Origin of the sequence: Candidatus Sodalis endolongispinus (assembly GCF_018777395.1) — a bacterium.
GTDB lineage: Bacteria > Pseudomonadota > Gammaproteobacteria > Enterobacterales > Enterobacteriaceae > Sodalis_B > Sodalis_B endolongispinus.
The window spans coordinates 25721-43305 of the sequence record NZ_JAFJYC010000004.1; the positions used below are offsets into that span (position 1 = coordinate 25721).

Below are 17585 nucleotides of genomic sequence, written 5' to 3' on the forward strand. Positions count from 1 at the left end.
GTCGGGCGTTATACGCCGCGTCGGGAGTGTATCCTGGCGCGGCGTTGGTGCATGTTAGGCGCTCAACGTATGCTGTTGCAGCTCCCGCAGCAACTCGTCAACATACTGCAGGCGCGCCGTGCGATCCTTGAGGTCGCGGATAAATCTCAAGCGGGTCGGACCGTCCAGCCGATAGGTGCCCGCCTCGCGCGTTAGCAGGCCGATGAGATAGGCAGGATCGACGCGGTTGGTGGTGCTGAATTCGATAAAGCCCCCTTTATCGCTGCCTTCAATGCGCCGGATACCCAGGCTTTGCGCCCGCTGCCGCAGTCCGGCTATCGCCAGCAAATAGCGCGCCGGATCCGGCAGCAGACCGAAGCGATCGATGAGCTCCACTTTCAGGTCTTCGATTTCACGATCGTCGGCGGCGCTGGCAATACGCTTATACAGCGACAGGCGGGTATTAACGTCGGGGACATACTCTTCCGGCAGCAGCGCGGGCATGCGCAGTTCCACTTCGGTCATCTGACGGGTGAGATCCTCAAGCGACGGTTCGCGACCGGCCTTAAGGGCGTCCACTGCGCTTTCCAGAAGTTCCATATACAGGGAAAAGCCAATCGTTTCCATCTGACCGCTTTGATCTTCCCCCAGCAGTTCGCCGGCGCCGCGGATTTCCAGATCATGGGTGGCCAGCGCGAAACCGGCGCCCAGATCCTCCAGCGAGGCAATCGCTTCCAGTCGCTTATGGGCATCCTGGCTTAGCGCTTTCTGCGGCGTGGTCAGCAGGTAAGCGTAAGCCTGATGGTGCGAACGGCCTACCCGGCCGCGCAACTGATGTAATTGCGCCAATCCGAAATGGTCCGCCCGCTCGATGATAATGGTATTGGCATTGGCGATGTCGATACCGGTTTCGATGATGGTGGTACACACCAGCACATTGACACGTTGATGATGAAAGTCATTCATCACCCGTTCCAAATCACGCTCGCGCAGCTGGCCGTGGCCGATGGCGATGCGTGCCTCCGGCACCAGCGTTTCCAGACGGCGCGCGGCTTTTTCTATATTTTCCACATCGTTGTACAGATAATACACTTGGCCGCCGCGCAGCACCTCGCGCAGGATGGCTTCACGCACCACCAGAGCGTCGTATTCGCGCACAAAAGTTTTCACCGCCAGCCGCCGCGTCGGCGGGGTGGCGATAATCGACAGATCGCGCATGCCGCTCATCGCCATATTTAACGTGCGTGGGATAGGGGTGGCGGTCAGGGTCAGGATATCGACATCGGCGCGCATCGCTTTAATGCGCTCCTTGTGGCGCACGCCGAAGCGATGCTCTTCGTCGACGATAAGCAAACCCAAATCATGCCATTTGACATCGCTTTGCAGAAGCTTATGGGTGCCAATCAGAATATCCACTTTGCCATCGGCGGTCTGCTCCAGCACCTGCGCCTGATCCCGGGCGCTGCGGAAACGGGAAATCATCTCGATACGCACCGGCCAGTTGGCGAACCTGTCGCGAAAATTGTCAAAATGCTGCTGCGCCAGCAAGGTGGTCGGCACCAGCACGGCCACCTGCTTGTGGTTTTCAATCGCCAGGAAAGCAGCGCGCATCGCCACTTCCGTTTTGCCGAAGCCGACATCGCCGCAGACCAGGCGATCCATGGCCAGCGGCTGGCACATGTCGCTCAGCACCGCGTTAATCGCTTGACTCTGATCGACGGTGGGCTCAAACGGAAACCCCTCGCAGAACAGCTGATAATTTTCCCGGTTATGGCGGAAGGCGAAGCCGCTTTTCGCCGCACGCTGGGCATAGATATCCAGAAGCTCCGCCGCCACGTCCCGCACCCGCTCGGCCGCTTTTTGCCGCGCCCGCGCCCAGGCGTCGCCGCCGAGCTTGTGCAGCGGCGCGTTTTCATCGGCGCCGCCGGCGTAGCGGCTGATAAGGTGCAGCGAGGAGACCGGCACGTACAGCTTGTCGTTGCCGGCATAGGTGAGGATGAGATACTCAGCCTTGATTCCGCCCGCCTCCAGCGTGGTCATGCCGGCGTAGCGGCCGACGCCGTGTTCCAGATGGACCACCGGCTGTCCTTCATGCAGCTCGGCGAGATTGCGAATTAAGGTATCGGCATTAATGGTGCGGCGATTATCCTGCCGGCGGCGGCTGACCCGTTCGCTAAGCAGGTCGCCTTCGCAAATCAGCGCCCGTGCGCGTGGGGCATCGATAAAGCCGCGCTCGCTGGCGCCGATGACGAGATAAGCGCCTGGTGCGGCGGCGTCCTCCAACCGGTTTATCAGCGTTGGCAGAATTTTCACCCGCGCCAGCAACTCGCTCAGGGTTTCCCGCCGCCCCTCGCTTTCCACCGAGAAAATCACCGGGCCGTCAAATTGCTCGCAAAACCGGCGCAGTTTGTCCAGGGGCGCTTTGCTCTGCGCCTCCACCGCCAAGTCCGGCAGCGGACGGTAATCCATATTGTAGTGACCGGCTTTTTCCGGCAGCGTTTGTGCACTGAGTTGCACCCGCGGCCAGCATTTGAGTTCGGCAAACAGATTATCCACCCGCAGCCATAGCGTTTCTGGCGGCAGCAGCGGGCGCATGGGATCCACGCGGCGATTGTCGAATCGCGCACAGGCGTCGTCCCAAAAGCGGCCGGCGCCGGCCTCAAGATCGCCGGTATTGACCACCAACGTGTTCGCCGGCAGATAGCTGAACAGCGGCACCAGCGGTTCGCTGAAAAGCAGCGGCTGCCAATATTCGATACCGGCCGGCAACGTCCCTTTACTCACCTGTTGGTAAATGTGCTCGGCGTCTCGGCGCACGTCGAACTGCTCGCGCCACCGGCTGCGAAACAGCTCTATGGCGGCTTTGTCGGTGGGGAATTCGTGCGCCGGCAACAGATTGATAGAGGTCACTTCCTGCAGCGTGCGCTGGGTATCGACATCAAAAATGCGCAGGCTGTCGATTTCATCATCAAAAAAATCGATGCGGTAAGGTTCTTCGCTGCCCATGGGGTAAAGATCCAGCAACGCGCCGCGGGTGGCGAATTCACCGTGCTCTAGCACCTGATCGACGCTGCGATAGCCGGCCTGCTCTAGCTGCGCGCGCAACCTGTCCCGCGACAGACGCTGTCCTTTGGTCATTAACAGCGTGTGGCGGTGCAAAAAGGTGTGCGGACACACCCGTTGCATCAGGGTATTCACCGGCAGGATAATGACGCCGCGCGCAAGCGCAGGCAGCCGGTAGAGGGTGGCGATCCTGTCGGAGATAATTTCCTGATGGGGAGAAAAGCTGTCGTAGGGCAGGGTTTCCCAGTCCGGCAGGGTCAATACCGGGTGACGGGTGAACTGCACGATCTCATCGTGCAGCCGCAGCGCGCTTTGCATGTCGGTGGCGATGAGCAGCACCGGTCCCGGATAGCGGTCGACGATGGCGGCGCACTCAACGGCGCCGGCGGCGCCGGTAAGCTGACCCAGGATCAGTTTCTTGCCGGCTTGGGTAGGTAAGGTATAACGATCGCGTTCTGACATGGCTAATGATAATTCTCTTTTCTCACATCACGTGGCCATCGCAGCACAGCCTGCGGTAGAATGCCGCGGCGGTGGGGACGATGGCTAAAATATGCGCGCTTTCAGGAATAAAAGCCGGCCATGACGGCGCTTAATGGTTCCATAATGCCATACGACCCTTTATTATCCTTGATCACTTTGCTTTCGCAACCGCATCCAGACGTAAATCAATGTATCAACCTGTCGTATTATATATTGGCCTGCGCTATATGCGCGGGCGAGCAGCAGACCGCTTCGGCCGTTTTGTCTCCTGGCTCTCCACCATCGGCATCACGCTTGGCGTCATGGCGTTGGTGACCGTATTATCGGTGATGAACGGTTTCGAGCGTGAACTGGAGAGCAATATTCTCGGGTTGATGCCTCAGGCGCTGTTGACCAGTCCCGAGGGGCGCCTTGATCCTAAACGTATTCCGGCCTCGGTGCCAGACGCGCTTGCGTGGGTGACGCGCGTGGCGCCGCTGACCACAGGCGATGTGGTGCTGCAAAGCGCGCGCAGCGTGGCGGTCGGCGTTATGCTCGGCGTAAACCCGACCGATCCCGAACCCTTGTCGCATTATCTGGTGGACGCCCGCCAGGATGACCTGGTACCCGGCCAATACCGGGTGATCCTGGGCGATGAACTGGCCGCGTCGCTCTGCGTGAAGCGCGGCGACGCAGTGCGGCTGATGGTGCCCGGTGCCAGCCAATTCACGCCGATGGGCCGTATTCCCAGTCAGCGGCTGTTCACCGTGGTCGGCACCTTCGCCGCCAACAGCGATGTCGATGGCTATCAATTACTCGTCAATCAGCAGGATGCGTCGCGCCTGATGCGTTATCCGGCCGGCTATGTTACCGGCTGGCGCTTATGGTTGCAGCAGCCGTTGGCGGTAGATGAGCTCAGCGCCCGGCCGCTGCCGGACGGGCTGGTGTGGCACGACTGGCGCGAACGCAAAGGCGAGCTGTTCCAGGCCGTGCGTATGGAAAAAAACATGATGGGCCTGCTACTTAGCCTTATCGTCGAGGTGGCGGCGTTTAATATTATCACCTCGCTCGGACTGTTGGTGATGGAAAAACAGGCCGAGGTGGCGATTTTGCAAACCCAGGGGCTGACCCGCCGGCAGGTGATGCTGGTGTTTATCGCCCAGGGGGCCAGCGCCGGTATTGTCGGCGCGTTGCTGGGGACCGGACTTGGGGTTTTACTGGCCAGTCAACTCAACCGGCTGATGCCGGTACTCGGGGCGCTGCTTGACGCTGCCGCGTTGCCGGTCGCAATCGACCCGTGGCAGGTGACGGTTATCGCCCTGTCGGCCATGGCCGTGGCGCTGCTGTCGACGATTTATCCTTCCTGGCGCGCCGCCGCCGTTCATCCCGCTGAGGCTTTACGCTATGAATGATGCTCCTTTGTTACACTGTTCCCAACTCAGCAAACGCTATCAGGAAGGTAAGCTTTACACCGACGTGTTGCGTAACGTCAGTTTCACGCTAGAGCGCGGCGAAATGATGGCGATTGTCGGCAGTTCCGGTTCCGGTAAAAGCACCTTGCTGCACCTGCTGGGCGGGCTGGATGAACCGACCGGCGGCGAGGTGGTATTTGAAGGACAGCCGCTAAACAAGCTCTCATCGGCTGCGCGCGCCATGGTGCGTAATCGGCGGCTGGGGTTTATTTATCAATTCCATCATTTGCTGCCGGACTTCACCGCGCTGGAAAATGTGGCGATGCCGCTGCTGATTGGCGGCGCCCGACCAGCACAGGCACAAGAAACGGCGCGGGAAATGCTGGCGGCGGTAGGTCTTGAAAAGCGCGGCCAGCATCGTCCGGCGGAGCTATCCGGCGGCGAGCGGCAGCGGGTGGCTATTGCCCGCGCGCTGGTGAATCATCCGGCGCTGGTGCTGGCCGACGAACCGACCGGCAATTTGGACCGGCGCAATGCCGACAGTATTTTTGAGCTCCTGGGCGAGCTGAACATGCGACAAGGCACCGCTTTTCTGGTCGTGACCCATGACCTCCAATTGGCGAAGCGGCTGCATCGGCAGTTGGAAATGCGCGACGGCGCGCTGCAGGCTGATGGCGCGCTGCTGGGAGCCGCGCAATGAAGATGTCGCTGTCGTTGCAGATCGCGCTTCGCTTCAGCCGCGGACGGCGGCGGGGGGGGATGGTATCGTTGATTTCGGTTATCTCCACCATCGGCATTGCGCTCGGTGTGGCGGTCCTGATTATCGGCCTCAGCGCCATGAACGGGTTCGAGCGCGAATTGAACAATCGGATATTGGCGGTCGTGCCGCACGGGGAAATCGAGCCGGTGGATCCGCCGTTTGCCGACTGGCAGGGGGTGTTAAGACGCATTATCCACGTGCCGGGTATCCTCGCCGCCGCGCCCTATCTGAATTTCACCGGCCTGGTCGAGCGAGACGATAAGTTGCAGGCAATCCAGGTCAAAGGTGTTGACCCGGCGCTGGAAATGCGGCTAAGTGCCTTGCCGCGCTATGTTCAGAATAACGCCTGGTCGCGTTTTCAGGCCGGTCAACAGCAAATCATTGTCGGGAAAGGGGTTTCCGATACGCTAAAGGTCAAGTCCGGCGACTGTCTGACGATAATGATCCCCAACAGCGACCCGCAGATGAAGCTGCTGCAGCCAAAACGTATCCGTTTACAGGTCAGCGGTATCCTGACGCTGAACGGCCAGCTGGATCACAGTTTCGCGATGGTGCCGCTGGCTGACGCCCAGCGCTATTTGCAGCGGGGTGAAGATGTGGGCGGTATCGCCATCAAGGTCAGCGACGTTTTCAACGCCAATAAGCTGGTGCGCGATGCGGGCGAAGTCACCAATGCCTACGTCAAGATCCGCAGTTGGATCGGCACTTATGGCTATATGTACCGCGATATTCAAATGATCCGCGCCATTATGTACCTGGCGATGGTGTTGGTAATAGGCGTCGCCTGTTTCAATATCGTTTCTACCCTGGTGATGGCGGTGAAAGATAAAAGCGCCGATATCGCGATTTTACGCACCCTGGGAGCCAAAGACGACCTGACCCGTGCTATTTTTATTTGGTATGGCCTGCTGGCTGGCTTGACCGGCAGCGTGATTGGCGCGGCGGTCGGTGTGCTGATGGCGCTCAATCTGACCACGCTGGTGAAGGGGCTGGAGCGGGTGCTGGGTCACCGGTTATTGTCCGGCGATATCTATTTTATCGATTTTCTGCCCACCGAGTTGTACTGGGTGGATGTCACCAGCGTGCTGGCGACGGCGCTGCTGCTGAGTCTGTTGGCGAGCTGGTATCCGGCGCGGCGTGCAAGCCGCATCGATCCGGCCCTGGTATTGAGCGGTCAATAATGCCCCATAAGGAACAGCGCGCATGCGTATTCACCGCCGGTTAATCCGGTTTCGCAAAAGTAAAAGGTTAAAGCAACAGCGCCTGAGCGCCCGTATTTTTCACCGGGACTCACTCGCGGTGACCAAAATGAAAAAACCGTTTGTAGTCGTACTGACGGGGGCGGGGATTTCCGCCGAGTCGGGCATTCGTACTTTCCGTGCCGATGACGGGCTGTGGGAGGAGCACCGGGTAGAGGATGTCGCCACCCCCGAAGGCTTTGCCCGCGATACCGCGCTGGTGCAGGCGTTTTATAACGCCCGCCGGCGTCAGCTGCAGCAGCCGGAGATCGCGCCGAATGCCGCCCATCTGGCGCTGGCTGAACTGGAGCAGATGCTGGGGGATAATTTTCTGCTGATTACCCAAAACATCGATAATCTGCACGAACGCGCCGGTAACCGCCGCATTATCCATATGCACGGGGAGTTGCTGAAGGTACGCTGCTGCCAAAGCGGCCAGATCCTTGACTGGGTCGACGACGTGACGGAGGCCGACCGTTGTCATTGCTGCCAGTCTCCCGCCCTGCTGCGTCCCCATGTGGTGTGGTTTGGCGAAATGCCGCTCGGGATGGACGACATTTATCATGCGCTGGCGCGGGCCGATTATTTTCTGGCGATTGGCACCTCGGGGCATGTTTACCCGGCCGCCGGCTTCGTGCATGAGGCTCGCCTTTGCGGCGCCCGCACCATCGAGTTGAATCTGGCGCCGAGCCAGGTGGAAAGCCAGTTCGAGGAAAAATACTATGGCCCGGCCAGCCGGTGCGTGCCGCAGTGGACCCGCGAGTTTATCGACGGCTTTATCGCCCAGCGCGGCTGAGCCATCGGTTTTGCTCTCTTCAGGCATAAAACTGACCTGACACAATATTTTCCAGCGCGTCGCTGGTCATAATGGGCCGTGGCGAAGAGACAGGCGGAAACAATGAATAAACTACTCGATCGATTTCTACATTACGTATCTTTTGATACCCAGTCGAAGCCCGGCGTGAAACATGTGCCCAGCACCGAGGGCCAATGGAAACTGTCCCATGCGCTGCAAGAAGAACTGACCGCGCTGGGGCTGACGGATATTACCCTGAGCGATCACGGCTGCCTAACGGCAACGTTGCCGTCGAATGTGTCTTGGCCGGTGCCGGTCATCGGTTTTATCGCCCATATGGATACCGCGCCGGATTTCAGCGGTAAACACGTCAATCCGCAGATCGTGGAGCAGTACCGCGGCGGCGCTATCGCCCTTGGCAACGGCGACGAGATCCTCTCGCCGGTCATGTTTCCGGTGCTGCATCAACTAATAGGCCATACCTTGGTCACCACCGATGGTAAGACCCTGCTCGGTGCTGACGATAAAGCGGGACTGGCGGAGATCGTTACCGCGATGGTGCGACTCAAAGAGCAAAATATTCCACACGGTCTGATTCGCATCGCGTTTACTCCCGACGAGGAGGTGGGTAAAGTGACGCAGTTTTTTGATATCGCGCGTTTCGGCGCCGAGTGGGCCTATACCTTGGACGGTAGCGGTCTGGGCGAGCTGGAGTACGAAAATTTCAACGCCGCCTCGGTAACGGTGAAAATTGTCGGCAACAACGTGCATCCGGGCACCGCCAAGGGCGTGATGGTTAACGCGCTGTCGCTGGCCACCCGCTATCATCAGATGATGCCCGCAGCGGAAAGTCCAGAGGCGACCGCCGGCTATGAGGGCTTTTATCACCTCAATACGATGAAAGGCAGCGTGGACAAGGCAGAAATGCACTATATCGTGCGTGATTTCGACCGCCAACGGTTTGAAGAGCGCAAGCAGTTTATGATCACCAGCGCCGAGACGCTGGGGAAAGGGCTGCATCCAGATTGTTATATTGAGCTGACGATTGAGGACAGCTATTACAATATGCAAGAGCATGTCGACAATCATCCCCATATCATTGAACTGGCGCGGCAGGCGATGATGGAATGCGGCGTCGAGCCGGTCATCAAGCCCATCCGCGGCGGTACCGATGGCGCCCAGCTTTCCTGGCGGGGACTGCCGTGCCCGAATGTGTTTACCGGTGGGTATAATTACCACGGCAAACACGAATTCGCCTCCCATGATGTGATGGAGAAAGCGGTGCAGGTGATAACGCGCCTCGCCACGCTAAACGCCATGCGGGCCAAAGGCGCGCATGCCAAACCCGCGCCGGCGGTCGGCTAGCGCTTGCCGGCGCGAGCCGCTAAACGGCCGACGGCGGGCAGGCATAGCCCGTGCCGGCGGGTGGCCGAAGCGGGGCGGGCATAGTCTGGTTCATTGGACGCCCGGCTGAAGAATGAGCCCTGGCGCCTAAGCCCGCGCTACCGGTGCCACCGTGCAACAGGCAAGCGTCGGTCTTGGTGAAGGCCGAGACGTCCTATCTGGAGCAGCATTATGCTGGCATAAAAAAAGCCCCCGTTGCAAAACGGGGGCCTCTGCATGATAAGAGGGGCCGGCGGAATCAGTTTTTGAAATACCAGTATCCGCTATTGATAAGTCCCGCCAGCAGCGCCAGCAGGAAGGAGGGATCGTCCAGCGCGTCGCCCAGCTGTTCCCGACTGACGTCATAGCGGGCGGCAAGTGAGGCGGCGGCCTGACGATGCGGCGTGACAATCTTTTCACCGTTGACATAGCTGTCGTCGCCTACCCGCAAGACCCGCAGTCCGCCGACGCGATACAGGCTCTCGCCCTGATTAAGTAGGTCGTAAATTTCCCCGGCCTGATAGGGCGGCTCCGGAGGCGCCAGATCCAGCTCATGGCGAGATTGCGAGATAAACTCGCCAACCCATTGATTGAATTGATCGGGCTGCTGCATCAGGACCATCATCATGGCGCGTAGCGCATCAACTTCCGCCGGCAGAACGTGGGCGGGATCATCGCGCGGCGCGATCGCGGGATCGCTATAGCGCTGGCCGCCCAGCTCCTGAGCAAGCACATAATCGGCAAAACCGCTGACCAGCTCGCGGCTGCTCGGTGCCCTGAAGTCGACGGAGTAATTCAGCGCGTTCTCCAGCGCATAGCCTTCATGGGGGAATCCGGGCGGGATATACAGCATATCGCCGGGCTCCATTTGTTCGTCGATGATCGCCTCAAAGGGTTCAACCTGCAGCAGATTGGGATGGGGACAATGCTGTTTCAGCGGGGTTTTATCGCCGACGCGCCAGTGTCGGCGGCCCTGGCCCTGAATAATAAAAACATCATATTGATCGAGATGGGGACCAACGCCGCCGCCGGGAACCGAAAACGAGATCATCAGATCGTCTATCCGCCAGTCGGGCAGATGGCGGAACGGCTGCATCAGCGCCGCCGAGGGCTCGTGCCAGTGATCGACCGCCTGCACCAGCAGCGACCAATTGTGATCGCCCAAATGGTCATAGCTGGCAAACGGACCGTAGCTTACCTGCCAGTTTCCGTCATCGTGGCTGACCAGGCGGCTGTCCACTTCCGCTTCCATGGCCAGACCGGCCAGTTCATCATGAGACAAGGGATCGACGAAGTCGCGAAACGCGCGTTTAATGGTGACCGGGCGTTTTTGCCAGTAGCGTTGTAAAAAGTCATTCCAGTCCAGTTCAAGTTGATAATCCATAGCCTGTTCCAACGCGGGGAGAATGAGTGAGATTATAACGGATAGCGCCGCCGCAGGCCGGGAAATTTTACCTGCGGTGCGTCAAACGTGACGGGGCGCCCGTGACCGAGTTCAGTCGTCTTCGGGCTGCGTGCCCTGTTGCTTGAAGATGACCTCGACCAGCGCCCCGCCCAGAGCGCTTTCGCCAATCACGATGTCGCCATCGTACTGCTCGAGAATTTCCGCCGCTACCGAGAGGCCCAATCCCTGACCGGGACGCAGGGTATCGGCCCGCTGACCGCGCTGGAAGATAAGCGTGCGCTTGGACTCAGGGATCCCCGGGCCGTCATCTTCGATAATAACATGCAGCGCGCTTTCCCTTTCGCGGGCGCTGACCTCGACGAATTCCAGGCAATACTTGCAGGCGTTGTCCAAAATATTACCCATGACTTCCATAAAGTCATTTTTCTCACCGATAAACGTCAACTCTGGCGAAATATCCAGCGATAGGGAAACCCCTTTACGTTGATACACCTTGTTGAGTGCGGAGCACAGGCTATCGAGCAGCGGCGGTACGGAATGCAGTTCGCGGCTCAGCACATTATGTTCCGAGTGAACGGTGGCGCGATGCAGGTAATAGCCAATCTGCTGAGAGATGCGGCTGATTTGCTCCAGCATTATCGGTTCTGCCATCTCGATATTGGTGTCGCGATCTGTTCGCAGGGAGCGTAGCGTGGTCTGCAGCACCGCCAACGGCGTTTTCAGGCTATGGGTTAAATCAGACAAGGTCGAGCGGTACTTCTGATAGCGCTGACGCTCGTTATTCAGCAGAATATTCAGATTGCGCACCAGGATATCCAGCTCGCGCGGCGGATTCTCGTCGAGGCGTTCCCGCTCGCCCACTTCCAGCTCCCGCACCTGGTGCACCAAATCCTTAATGGGGCGCAGACTCCAGTGCGCCGCCAGCCACAGCAACGGCACTACCAGCAGCAGATTGGCGAGCATGACGTAGCTGAACCATTCCCACACCAGGTCGGTGCGCTGCAGCTCATGGGGAATGGTATCCACTACCACAATGGTCAGCGGCGGCAGGCGGCCGGTAGACGGGTAGCGGTTGACCGCCACGGAGTGGGTCAACGCATTATCATCGCTGCTGTCGAACTCCTTCAGCCGAACCTGAGCGCTGGGATTATCCCCCACCACCGCGCTGCTGGTGCGCGTATCGGTATCGAGTTCAGAATAACCGGTTTTGGTCAGCCAGTCCTGCTGCAAGCGCGATTCCAGCGCCGGCACATAGCGCTGGCGCCAGAGGATATGGCCATTTTCATCATAAATCAGCACCAGGGCGGAGAAGTTAATATCGATATTCGGCGGCACGGCTATCGACAGCTTATTGTCCTTCCACTGTGCCAGACTGAAAAATAGATTGCTCTCGCCGCGCAGCAGGCGGAATGACGTTTTATCAAAGCTGACGCTGTAGCCAATGACGGCCACCATGCCGTAGCAGAGAGAAAGCGCCAGAACTAAGCAAGCTGCCGCCAGCAAGAATCTGACGCGCAGGGAAAACGGTTTTTTGTGGCGTAACGGAAATAGGGTCATAGAGCCTAGTTAACATCAAAACGGTAGCCCTGACCGCGAACTGTGGTGATCACTTCATGCGGGTAATTGGCCTGCATTTTTTTACGCAGACGACCCATTAACACGTCGATGGTGTGACTCTCGCGCAATTCAGCGTCGGGATAAAGTTGCAGCATCAGCGAATCCTTGCTAACGACTTTGCCGGCGTTGCGTATCAGTGTCTCGATAATAGTATATTCAAAAGCGGTGAGCCTGATATTAACTTCATTAATCATAAGCTCTCGGCGCGAAAGATCAATGAGGAATGGCGGCAGCTCGATAACCTGCGACGCCAGACCGCTGTTGCGGCGCATTAACGCCTGCATGCGTGCCACCACCTCTTCCAGATGAAAAGGCTTGGTGACATAGTCATCGGCGCCGGCTTCCAGCACCGTGACCTTGTCCTGCCAGCCTTCCCGGGCGGTGAGCACCAGCATGGGAATTTTCACCTGATGGCTGCGCCAGCGGCGAATGAGATTGAGACCGTCCTCATCGGGCAGGCCCAGATCGACGATGGCGATATCGGGTGGATGCTCATTTAGAAAGTAGTCCGCCTCCCGGGCGTCCGCGGCGGCATCCACCTGGTGCCCCATTTCACGCATCTGTACCGTCAGATGATGACGCAGAAGAGAATTATCTTCTATTACCAGAACTCGCATCGCAGCTCCTAACAAAATCACTCTTAACGGATCCGGTGGCGCAATCCATCTTGTTGAGCGGTTATCCTTCCGGCTGGGAAGGAATATCTTACCGGATAAGAGTATCCCAGAGAGTGACTAAACTCCGCATAAACAGAGAGGGAACCAGGGTCGGGCGCAGGTTCCCTTTTCGCCACCTATTTTAAGTCGTCAACCATCGCCGTCGCGCGGCCAATATAATTAGCCGGTGTCAGCGTTTTCAGCCGGACTTTTTCCGCTTCCGGTAGCGGCAGACTGTCGATAAAGGCTTTCATGACCTCAGCGTCGACGCGCTTGCCACGCGTAAGCTCTTTCAGCTTCTCGTAAGGCTTTTCGATGCCGTAACGGCGCATCACCGTCTGTATGGGTTCAGCCAGTACTTCCCAATTCCCGTCCAGCTCCGCCAGCAAATGGGCTTCGTTCACCTCCAGTTTACTGATTCCTTTTAAAGTAGCCTGGTAAGCAATAAACGCATAACCGATGCCGACGCCTAAGTTGCGCAATACGGTAGAGTCGGTCAAATCCCGCTGCCAGCGCGAAACGGGCAATTTTGCCGCCAGGTGATTCATCACCGCATTCGCCAGGCCCAGATTCCCTTCCGAATTCTCGAAGTCGATAGGGTTCACTTTATGCGGCATGGTCGAAGAGCCGATTTCACCGGCGACGGTGCGCTGTTTGAAATGATTAAGTGCGATATAACCCCAAACGTCACGGTCGAAATCGATAACGATAGTATTAAACCGCGCGACGCAGTCAAAAACTTCAGCGATATAATCATGCGGCTCGATTTGAGTAGTATAGGGGTTCCACCCGATACCCAGCCCGGTGACGAACTCCTCGCTGAACCGATGCCAGTCCACTTCGGGATAGGCGACCATATGGGCATTGTAATTGCCGACCGCGCCGTTAATCTTGCCCAGTATTTCCACCTGTTCCAACTGACGATATTGGCGCCTCAGGCGATAGGCGACATTGGCCATTTCCTTGCCCAGCGTTGAGGGCGTCGCCGGCTGGCCGTGGGTGCGTGAAAGCAGAGGAATATCACGATAGCGTTCGGCCAGTGCCGTTACGCCGTCGATAATCTGGCGCCAGGCCGGCAACAGAATGGCGTCGCGGGCGTTGGATAGCATCAGCGCATGGGAAAGATTATTGATGTCCTCTGAGGTACAGGCGAAATGGATAAACTCGCTCACCGCCTGCAGCGCCGGTTGCGCGGCGACTTTTTCTTTTAGAAAATATTCTACCGCTTTCACATCATGATTGGTGGTGCGTTCAATGGTTTTAATGCGCTCGGCGTCCTCAACGCTGAAATTCGCGACAATGGCGTCAAGGAAACCGTTTGCGTGGTCGTCAAAAGAGGTGACCTCTTTAATGGCGTCACAGGCGGCCAGCTTTTGCAGCCAGCGTACTTCCACCTGTACGCGAAATTTCAGCAAACCGAATTCACTGAAAATAGCGCGCAGCGGACTGATTTTGTCGCCATAGCGGCCGTCTACGGGCGAAACGGCGGTCAGAGATGATAATTCCATCAATTGCGACTCCTGGAGATTAAGTAGGTGAAAGTATCTGTTTAGCTTCTTTAAACAACCGGTTGCGGGCGAACATCAGCTGAAGTCTGCCACCGCCGACCTGCTGCCACAGCACGGCGGAGCGGATGCCTGCCAGCAGTACGGCGCGCACTTTGGCCTGTATCTGCGTGTTTTGCAACACCGCCGGCGCGCCGGTGACCTGAATACGTGGTCCGAGCGGGCTGATGATGTCGACATAAATGCTGGCCATGGCGCTGATAAGCGTGTCCGACAGCAAATCAAAATGGCTGAGCTGACGGTCAAGCGCGTCGATGCGCCGGCTCAACTCCGCCTAGGCACCGCGGTTGCCGTTCAGCTTGCGTTCCAGCACCATCAATCCTAGGGTATACCGGGTCAGCTCGGCGCCCAGCCCTTCGCGCGACGACGCATTCAATACCCCCTGCAGGGTTTCCAACCCCATCCGCAGATGGGTCGGGTTATCGCCGTAGACCGCGCGCACCGACGGCGGATTAAGATCCAGCAGACTCTGGAGCGAGACGCGCAAGGGCTGCTCGTCGCACTGGCTTTGATGCGCGAGCTGCTGTACCAGCCGCGCGCTTTGGCAGACGCCCGCCAGCGTAATGTCGAAATAGTTCTTGGCCAAGATGACTCCTGTATCCATCCCTGAGGTTAAGTCCACCCGTCAGGCGTCCGGTCTACGGCGCGCCAGGCGCACCACGCATGCGCGATCATGCCATAAAAGCGCGTGCAAACACAGCGGCAAGCGCTGCGCGAGCGTCAAGCGTGCGGCGACAGCGCACGCGAGATGCCGTCAGGGGGCGACGGGTGTGGGTGCCTCTTTGTGCTGCGAACGCGTCTTAGTGACTTACGGGCTGACGCGCTTCGATTATCCCGCCGCCCAGGCAGCGTTGCGCTAGATAGAACACTGCCGATTGGCCCGGCGTCACGGCGGCGACCGGCTGGTCGAAGGCCACCTGTAAACGCCCGTCCGGCTGTGGCGTTACCAGACAATCGATGTCAGGCTGACGATAACGGGTTTTCACCGTGCAACGCAGCGTTTGGGTAATCGGTTCCCGCTCGACCCAGTGTAGCTGACCGGCGGTAAGACCGGTAGACATCAGCCGCGGATGCTGGTGGCCCTGGGCAACAATCAGCCGGTTATGGTCAAGATCTTTGTCTACCACATACCAGGGATCCTCGCTGCCGTCGCGGGTGCCGCCGATACCCAGCCCCTTGCGTTGACCCAGCGTATGGTACATCAGCCCCTGATGGCGACCCACTTCCTGGCCGTCAACCGAGACGATAGCCCCCGGCTGCGCCGGCAGGTAGCGGCCGAGGAAATCGCGAAATTTCCGCTCGCCGATAAAACAAATACCGGTGGAGTCTTTTTTGGCGGCGGTCGCTAGACCAAGCTCGGTGGCGATGCGGCGCACTTCCGGTTTTGCCAGTTCCCCTAGCGGAAACAGGCATCGCGCGAGCTGCGCATGGCCCAGCGTATACAAAAAATAGCTTTGATCTTTATTATCATCTACACCGCGCAGCAGCCGGCTTTTGCCATCCACGTCGGCGCGACGCACATAATGGCCGGTGGCGATGAAGTCGGCGCCAAGATCCTCGGCGGCGAACTCCAAAAAGGCTTTGAATTTAATTTCCTTATTGCACAGGATATCCGGATTGGGCGTGCGGCCCGCCTGATATTCGGCGAGAAAGTGCGCGAAAACATTATCCCAATATTCGGCGGCGAAATTGACGGTATGCAGCGTGATCCCCAAGGTATCGCATACCGCCCGGGCATCGGCCAGATCGCTTGCCGCGGTGCAATATTCCTCATTGTCGTCCTCCTCCCAATTTTTCATGAACAGCCCCTCCACCCGATAACCTTGCTGTAGCAGCAACCAGGCGGAGACGGAAGAGTCGACACCGCCGGACATGCAGACGATTACTTTTTTCTGACTATTATCTGACATGGGATTCTCACGAACGGGATAACCGCCGCGCGTTGCGCGGCGCAGTAAAACAGGCGGCAGATTTTATCATGTTCGCCCCCCGCGCCGCCACCTTCGGCCGTGAAGGCAATGGCGATGACAGGTGCGGTCAACGGAGCGCGCGACGCCGTTAATATTGCCGCACCAGGAAGAATACCCGCTTAAAACGGCCAGTTGAAGGCCTGAAGCAGGTCCAGCGGCAGGCGCTCGCCGCGCTGATAGCAGCGAAGACTTTCCGCCACCAGCGGCGAGCGCAGCTGGTCCGAAGTGAGAATGGACTCGGCCGGCAGCCACAGGCAGCGGTCGATATCGTCATCCTGCGGGATAGCCGTCACGCAGCGCGGCAGATCGATGGCGAACAAAAAACGCAAAAAAGGGGTATTATCGGGCGCAATCTATTGATGTATCCGCAGCAGCGTCTGCGGTAGGGCGCGGATACCGGATTCCTCCCACAATTCAAGCTGCGCCGCCTCAATAAGGGTTTCGTTCGCTTCCAGGTGGCCGGCCGGCTGGTTCCAGCGCGGCTGGCCGTGAATCGTTTCATCGACCACCAAAAACTGGCTTTCCGCCTGCACCACGCAGGCAACGGTAACATGGGTTTTTAACATAGCGGCTTTTGTCCTCCGTGGACGGTTGTAGAAACGTAAGTCCCGCGTAATGTCGCGCCACTCTCCCGGCGCCAGACCGGACAGGCACCCATCCGCGATTTGACAGTGAATCAGCCGCCGCGTCGGATGCCGGATGGGCGCGGTCATGCGGCGCACCTGGCGGTTTTTCCCTCAACGAGCGTCACCCGCAGCCAGCAGGCAGGAATAGCCGTGCCCCGCGAATCGGCGGCCTTCGCGGCCATAACCCTTCAGGCGGCGAAACGCGCGCCACCGGCAGGCAACGTCAGACCGTCTTCGCGCAGCAGGCCGGGGATGAAGGCGGCCTGCCCGGCTACATCAGGTTCACCTTCCCCCCCACCGAGTAGATTTTAGCGGTTTTTTGCGCCGGCTGCGTCAATCTGGCCTGTAGCTTACCCGCGTTTGTCAGGATAATCAGCCCTACGCTGTGACATCCAGCCTGCCGGCAGCCTATACCGATGGCACCGGCATCTAATCTTTGCGCGTAATGAATGCAGTCAGGGAGCACGTTGTTAGGTTATGAACAGGGTAACACGCCGGGGACTGGGCGCTGACGCGATTTGGCGGTTGTAATTGTGCGTGGCGCTGAGCTTTTTGCTGTTGGGATTATTACTTCTGTCAGCGCAAGGAACCGCGAGTATACCGGCCTAGAGACTGTGCGCGACGGCGGCAAAAAAAGCGGGCCCGCAGGCCCG

Annotated in this window: 11 protein-coding genes and 2 pseudogenes; 5 read left to right on the forward strand and 8 right to left on the reverse strand. The window is 58.5% G+C overall.

Annotation, left to right across the window (positions count from 1 at the left end; all coding sequences use genetic code 11):
* Window positions 1-54: 54 nt before the first annotated feature.
* Window positions 55-3504 (reverse strand): transcription-repair coupling factor, encoded by a 3450-nt coding sequence (gene mfd / locus JZM24_RS17775; RefSeq protein WP_215671415.1) that lies wholly within the window; start codon window positions 3502-3504, stop codon window positions 55-57.
* A gap of 209 nt (window positions 3505-3713) precedes the next feature.
* On the opposite strand from mfd, the gene lolC reads away from it, so the two are divergent.
* From lolC to pepT, 5 genes are all read left to right on the forward strand, one after another.
* Entirely contained in the window at window positions 3714-4916 is a 1203-nt protein-coding gene (gene lolC / locus JZM24_RS17780) for a lipoprotein-releasing ABC transporter permease subunit LolC (RefSeq protein ID WP_215671417.1), read from the forward strand.
* Window positions 4909-5616 (forward strand): lipoprotein-releasing ABC transporter ATP-binding protein LolD, encoded by a 708-nt coding sequence (gene lolD / locus JZM24_RS17785; protein WP_215671419.1) that lies wholly within the window; start codon window positions 4909-4911, stop codon window positions 5614-5616. The genes lolC and lolD overlap by 8 nt, the downstream gene beginning before the upstream one ends.
* The gene (lolE, locus tag JZM24_RS17790) at window positions 5613-6857 is read left to right on the forward strand and encodes a lipoprotein-releasing ABC transporter permease subunit LolE (protein ID WP_215671421.1); all 1245 of its coding nucleotides are present in this window, start codon (window positions 5613-5615) and stop codon (window positions 6855-6857) included. Before lolD ends, lolE begins: the two co-directional genes overlap by 4 nt.
* Window positions 6858-6879: 22 nt before the next feature.
* A complete protein-coding gene (cobB, locus tag JZM24_RS17795) occupies window positions 6880-7710 on the forward strand; it encodes a Sir2 family NAD+-dependent deacetylase (protein ID WP_215671423.1) in 831 nt (276 codons plus the stop codon).
* 102 nt (window positions 7711-7812) lie between these two features.
* Entirely contained in the window at window positions 7813-9075 is a 1263-nt protein-coding gene (gene pepT / locus JZM24_RS17800; protein ID WP_215671425.1) for a peptidase T, read from the forward strand.
* A gap of 277 nt (window positions 9076-9352) precedes the next feature.
* Here pepT and JZM24_RS17805 read toward each other — a convergent pair whose 3' ends face one another.
* The 7 genes and pseudogenes from JZM24_RS17805 to JZM24_RS17835 form a co-directional block, all read right to left on the reverse strand.
* Window positions 9353-10477: a ribosomal protein uL16 3-hydroxylase gene (locus tag JZM24_RS17805; RefSeq protein ID WP_215671427.1), complete on the reverse strand. Its 1125-nt coding sequence runs from the start codon at window positions 10475-10477 to the stop codon at window positions 9353-9355.
* 111 nt (window positions 10478-10588) lie between these two features.
* A complete protein-coding gene (gene phoQ, locus JZM24_RS17810) occupies window positions 10589-12055 on the reverse strand; it encodes a two-component system sensor histidine kinase PhoQ (RefSeq protein ID WP_215671429.1) in 1467 nt (488 codons plus the stop codon).
* Between the two features lie 5 nt (window positions 12056-12060).
* Window positions 12061-12732: a two-component system response regulator PhoP gene (gene phoP, locus JZM24_RS17815; protein WP_215671431.1), complete on the reverse strand. Its 672-nt coding sequence runs from the start codon at window positions 12730-12732 to the stop codon at window positions 12061-12063.
* A 176-nt stretch (window positions 12733-12908) separates the two neighbouring features.
* Window positions 12909-14279: an adenylosuccinate lyase gene (gene purB / locus JZM24_RS17820; protein ID WP_215671474.1), complete on the reverse strand. Its 1371-nt coding sequence runs from the start codon at window positions 14277-14279 to the stop codon at window positions 12909-12911.
* Between the two features lie 19 nt (window positions 14280-14298).
* Window positions 14299-14922, reverse strand: a pseudogene (gene hflD, locus JZM24_RS17825) (high frequency lysogenization protein HflD).
* 214 nt (window positions 14923-15136) lie between these two features.
* On the reverse strand, window positions 15137-16246 hold the full coding sequence (gene mnmA / locus JZM24_RS17830) for a tRNA 2-thiouridine(34) synthase MnmA (protein ID WP_215671433.1): 1110 nt from the start codon (window positions 16244-16246) through the stop codon (window positions 15137-15139).
* Window positions 16247-16425: 179 nt separating this feature from the next.
* A pseudogene (locus JZM24_RS17835) lies at window positions 16426-16872 on the reverse strand (NUDIX domain-containing protein).
* Window positions 16873-17585: the final 713 nt, after the last annotated feature.

What these genes read in the sequence shown, in the direction of transcription:
- mfd (WP_215671415.1), bottom strand. Translation starts at nt 3,504, where the DNA reads ATGTCAGAACGCGATCGTTATACCTTACCTACCCAAGCCGGCAAGAAA.
- lolC (WP_215671417.1), top strand. Translation starts at nt 3,714, where the DNA reads ATGTATCAACCTGTCGTATTATATATTGGCCTGCGCTATATGCGCGGG.
- lolD (WP_215671419.1), top strand. Translation starts at nt 4,909, where the DNA reads ATGAATGATGCTCCTTTGTTACACTGTTCCCAACTCAGCAAACGCTAT.
- lolE (WP_215671421.1), top strand. Translation starts at nt 5,613, where the DNA reads ATGAAGATGTCGCTGTCGTTGCAGATCGCGCTTCGCTTCAGCCGCGGA.
- cobB (WP_215671423.1), top strand. Translation starts at nt 6,880, where the DNA reads ATGCGTATTCACCGCCGGTTAATCCGGTTTCGCAAAAGTAAAAGGTTA.
- pepT (WP_215671425.1), top strand. Translation starts at nt 7,813, where the DNA reads ATGAATAAACTACTCGATCGATTTCTACATTACGTATCTTTTGATACC.
- JZM24_RS17805 (WP_215671427.1), bottom strand. Translation starts at nt 10,477, where the DNA reads ATGGATTATCAACTTGAACTGGACTGGAATGACTTTTTACAACGCTAC.
- phoQ (WP_215671429.1), bottom strand. Translation starts at nt 12,055, where the DNA reads ATGACCCTATTTCCGTTACGCCACAAAAAACCGTTTTCCCTGCGCGTC.
- phoP (WP_215671431.1), bottom strand. Translation starts at nt 12,732, where the DNA reads ATGCGAGTTCTGGTAATAGAAGATAATTCTCTTCTGCGTCATCATCTG.
- purB (WP_215671474.1), bottom strand. Translation starts at nt 14,279, where the DNA reads ATGGAATTATCATCTCTGACCGCCGTTTCGCCCGTAGACGGCCGCTAT.
- mnmA (WP_215671433.1), bottom strand. Translation starts at nt 16,246, where the DNA reads ATGTCAGATAATAGTCAGAAAAAAGTAATCGTCTGCATGTCCGGCGGT.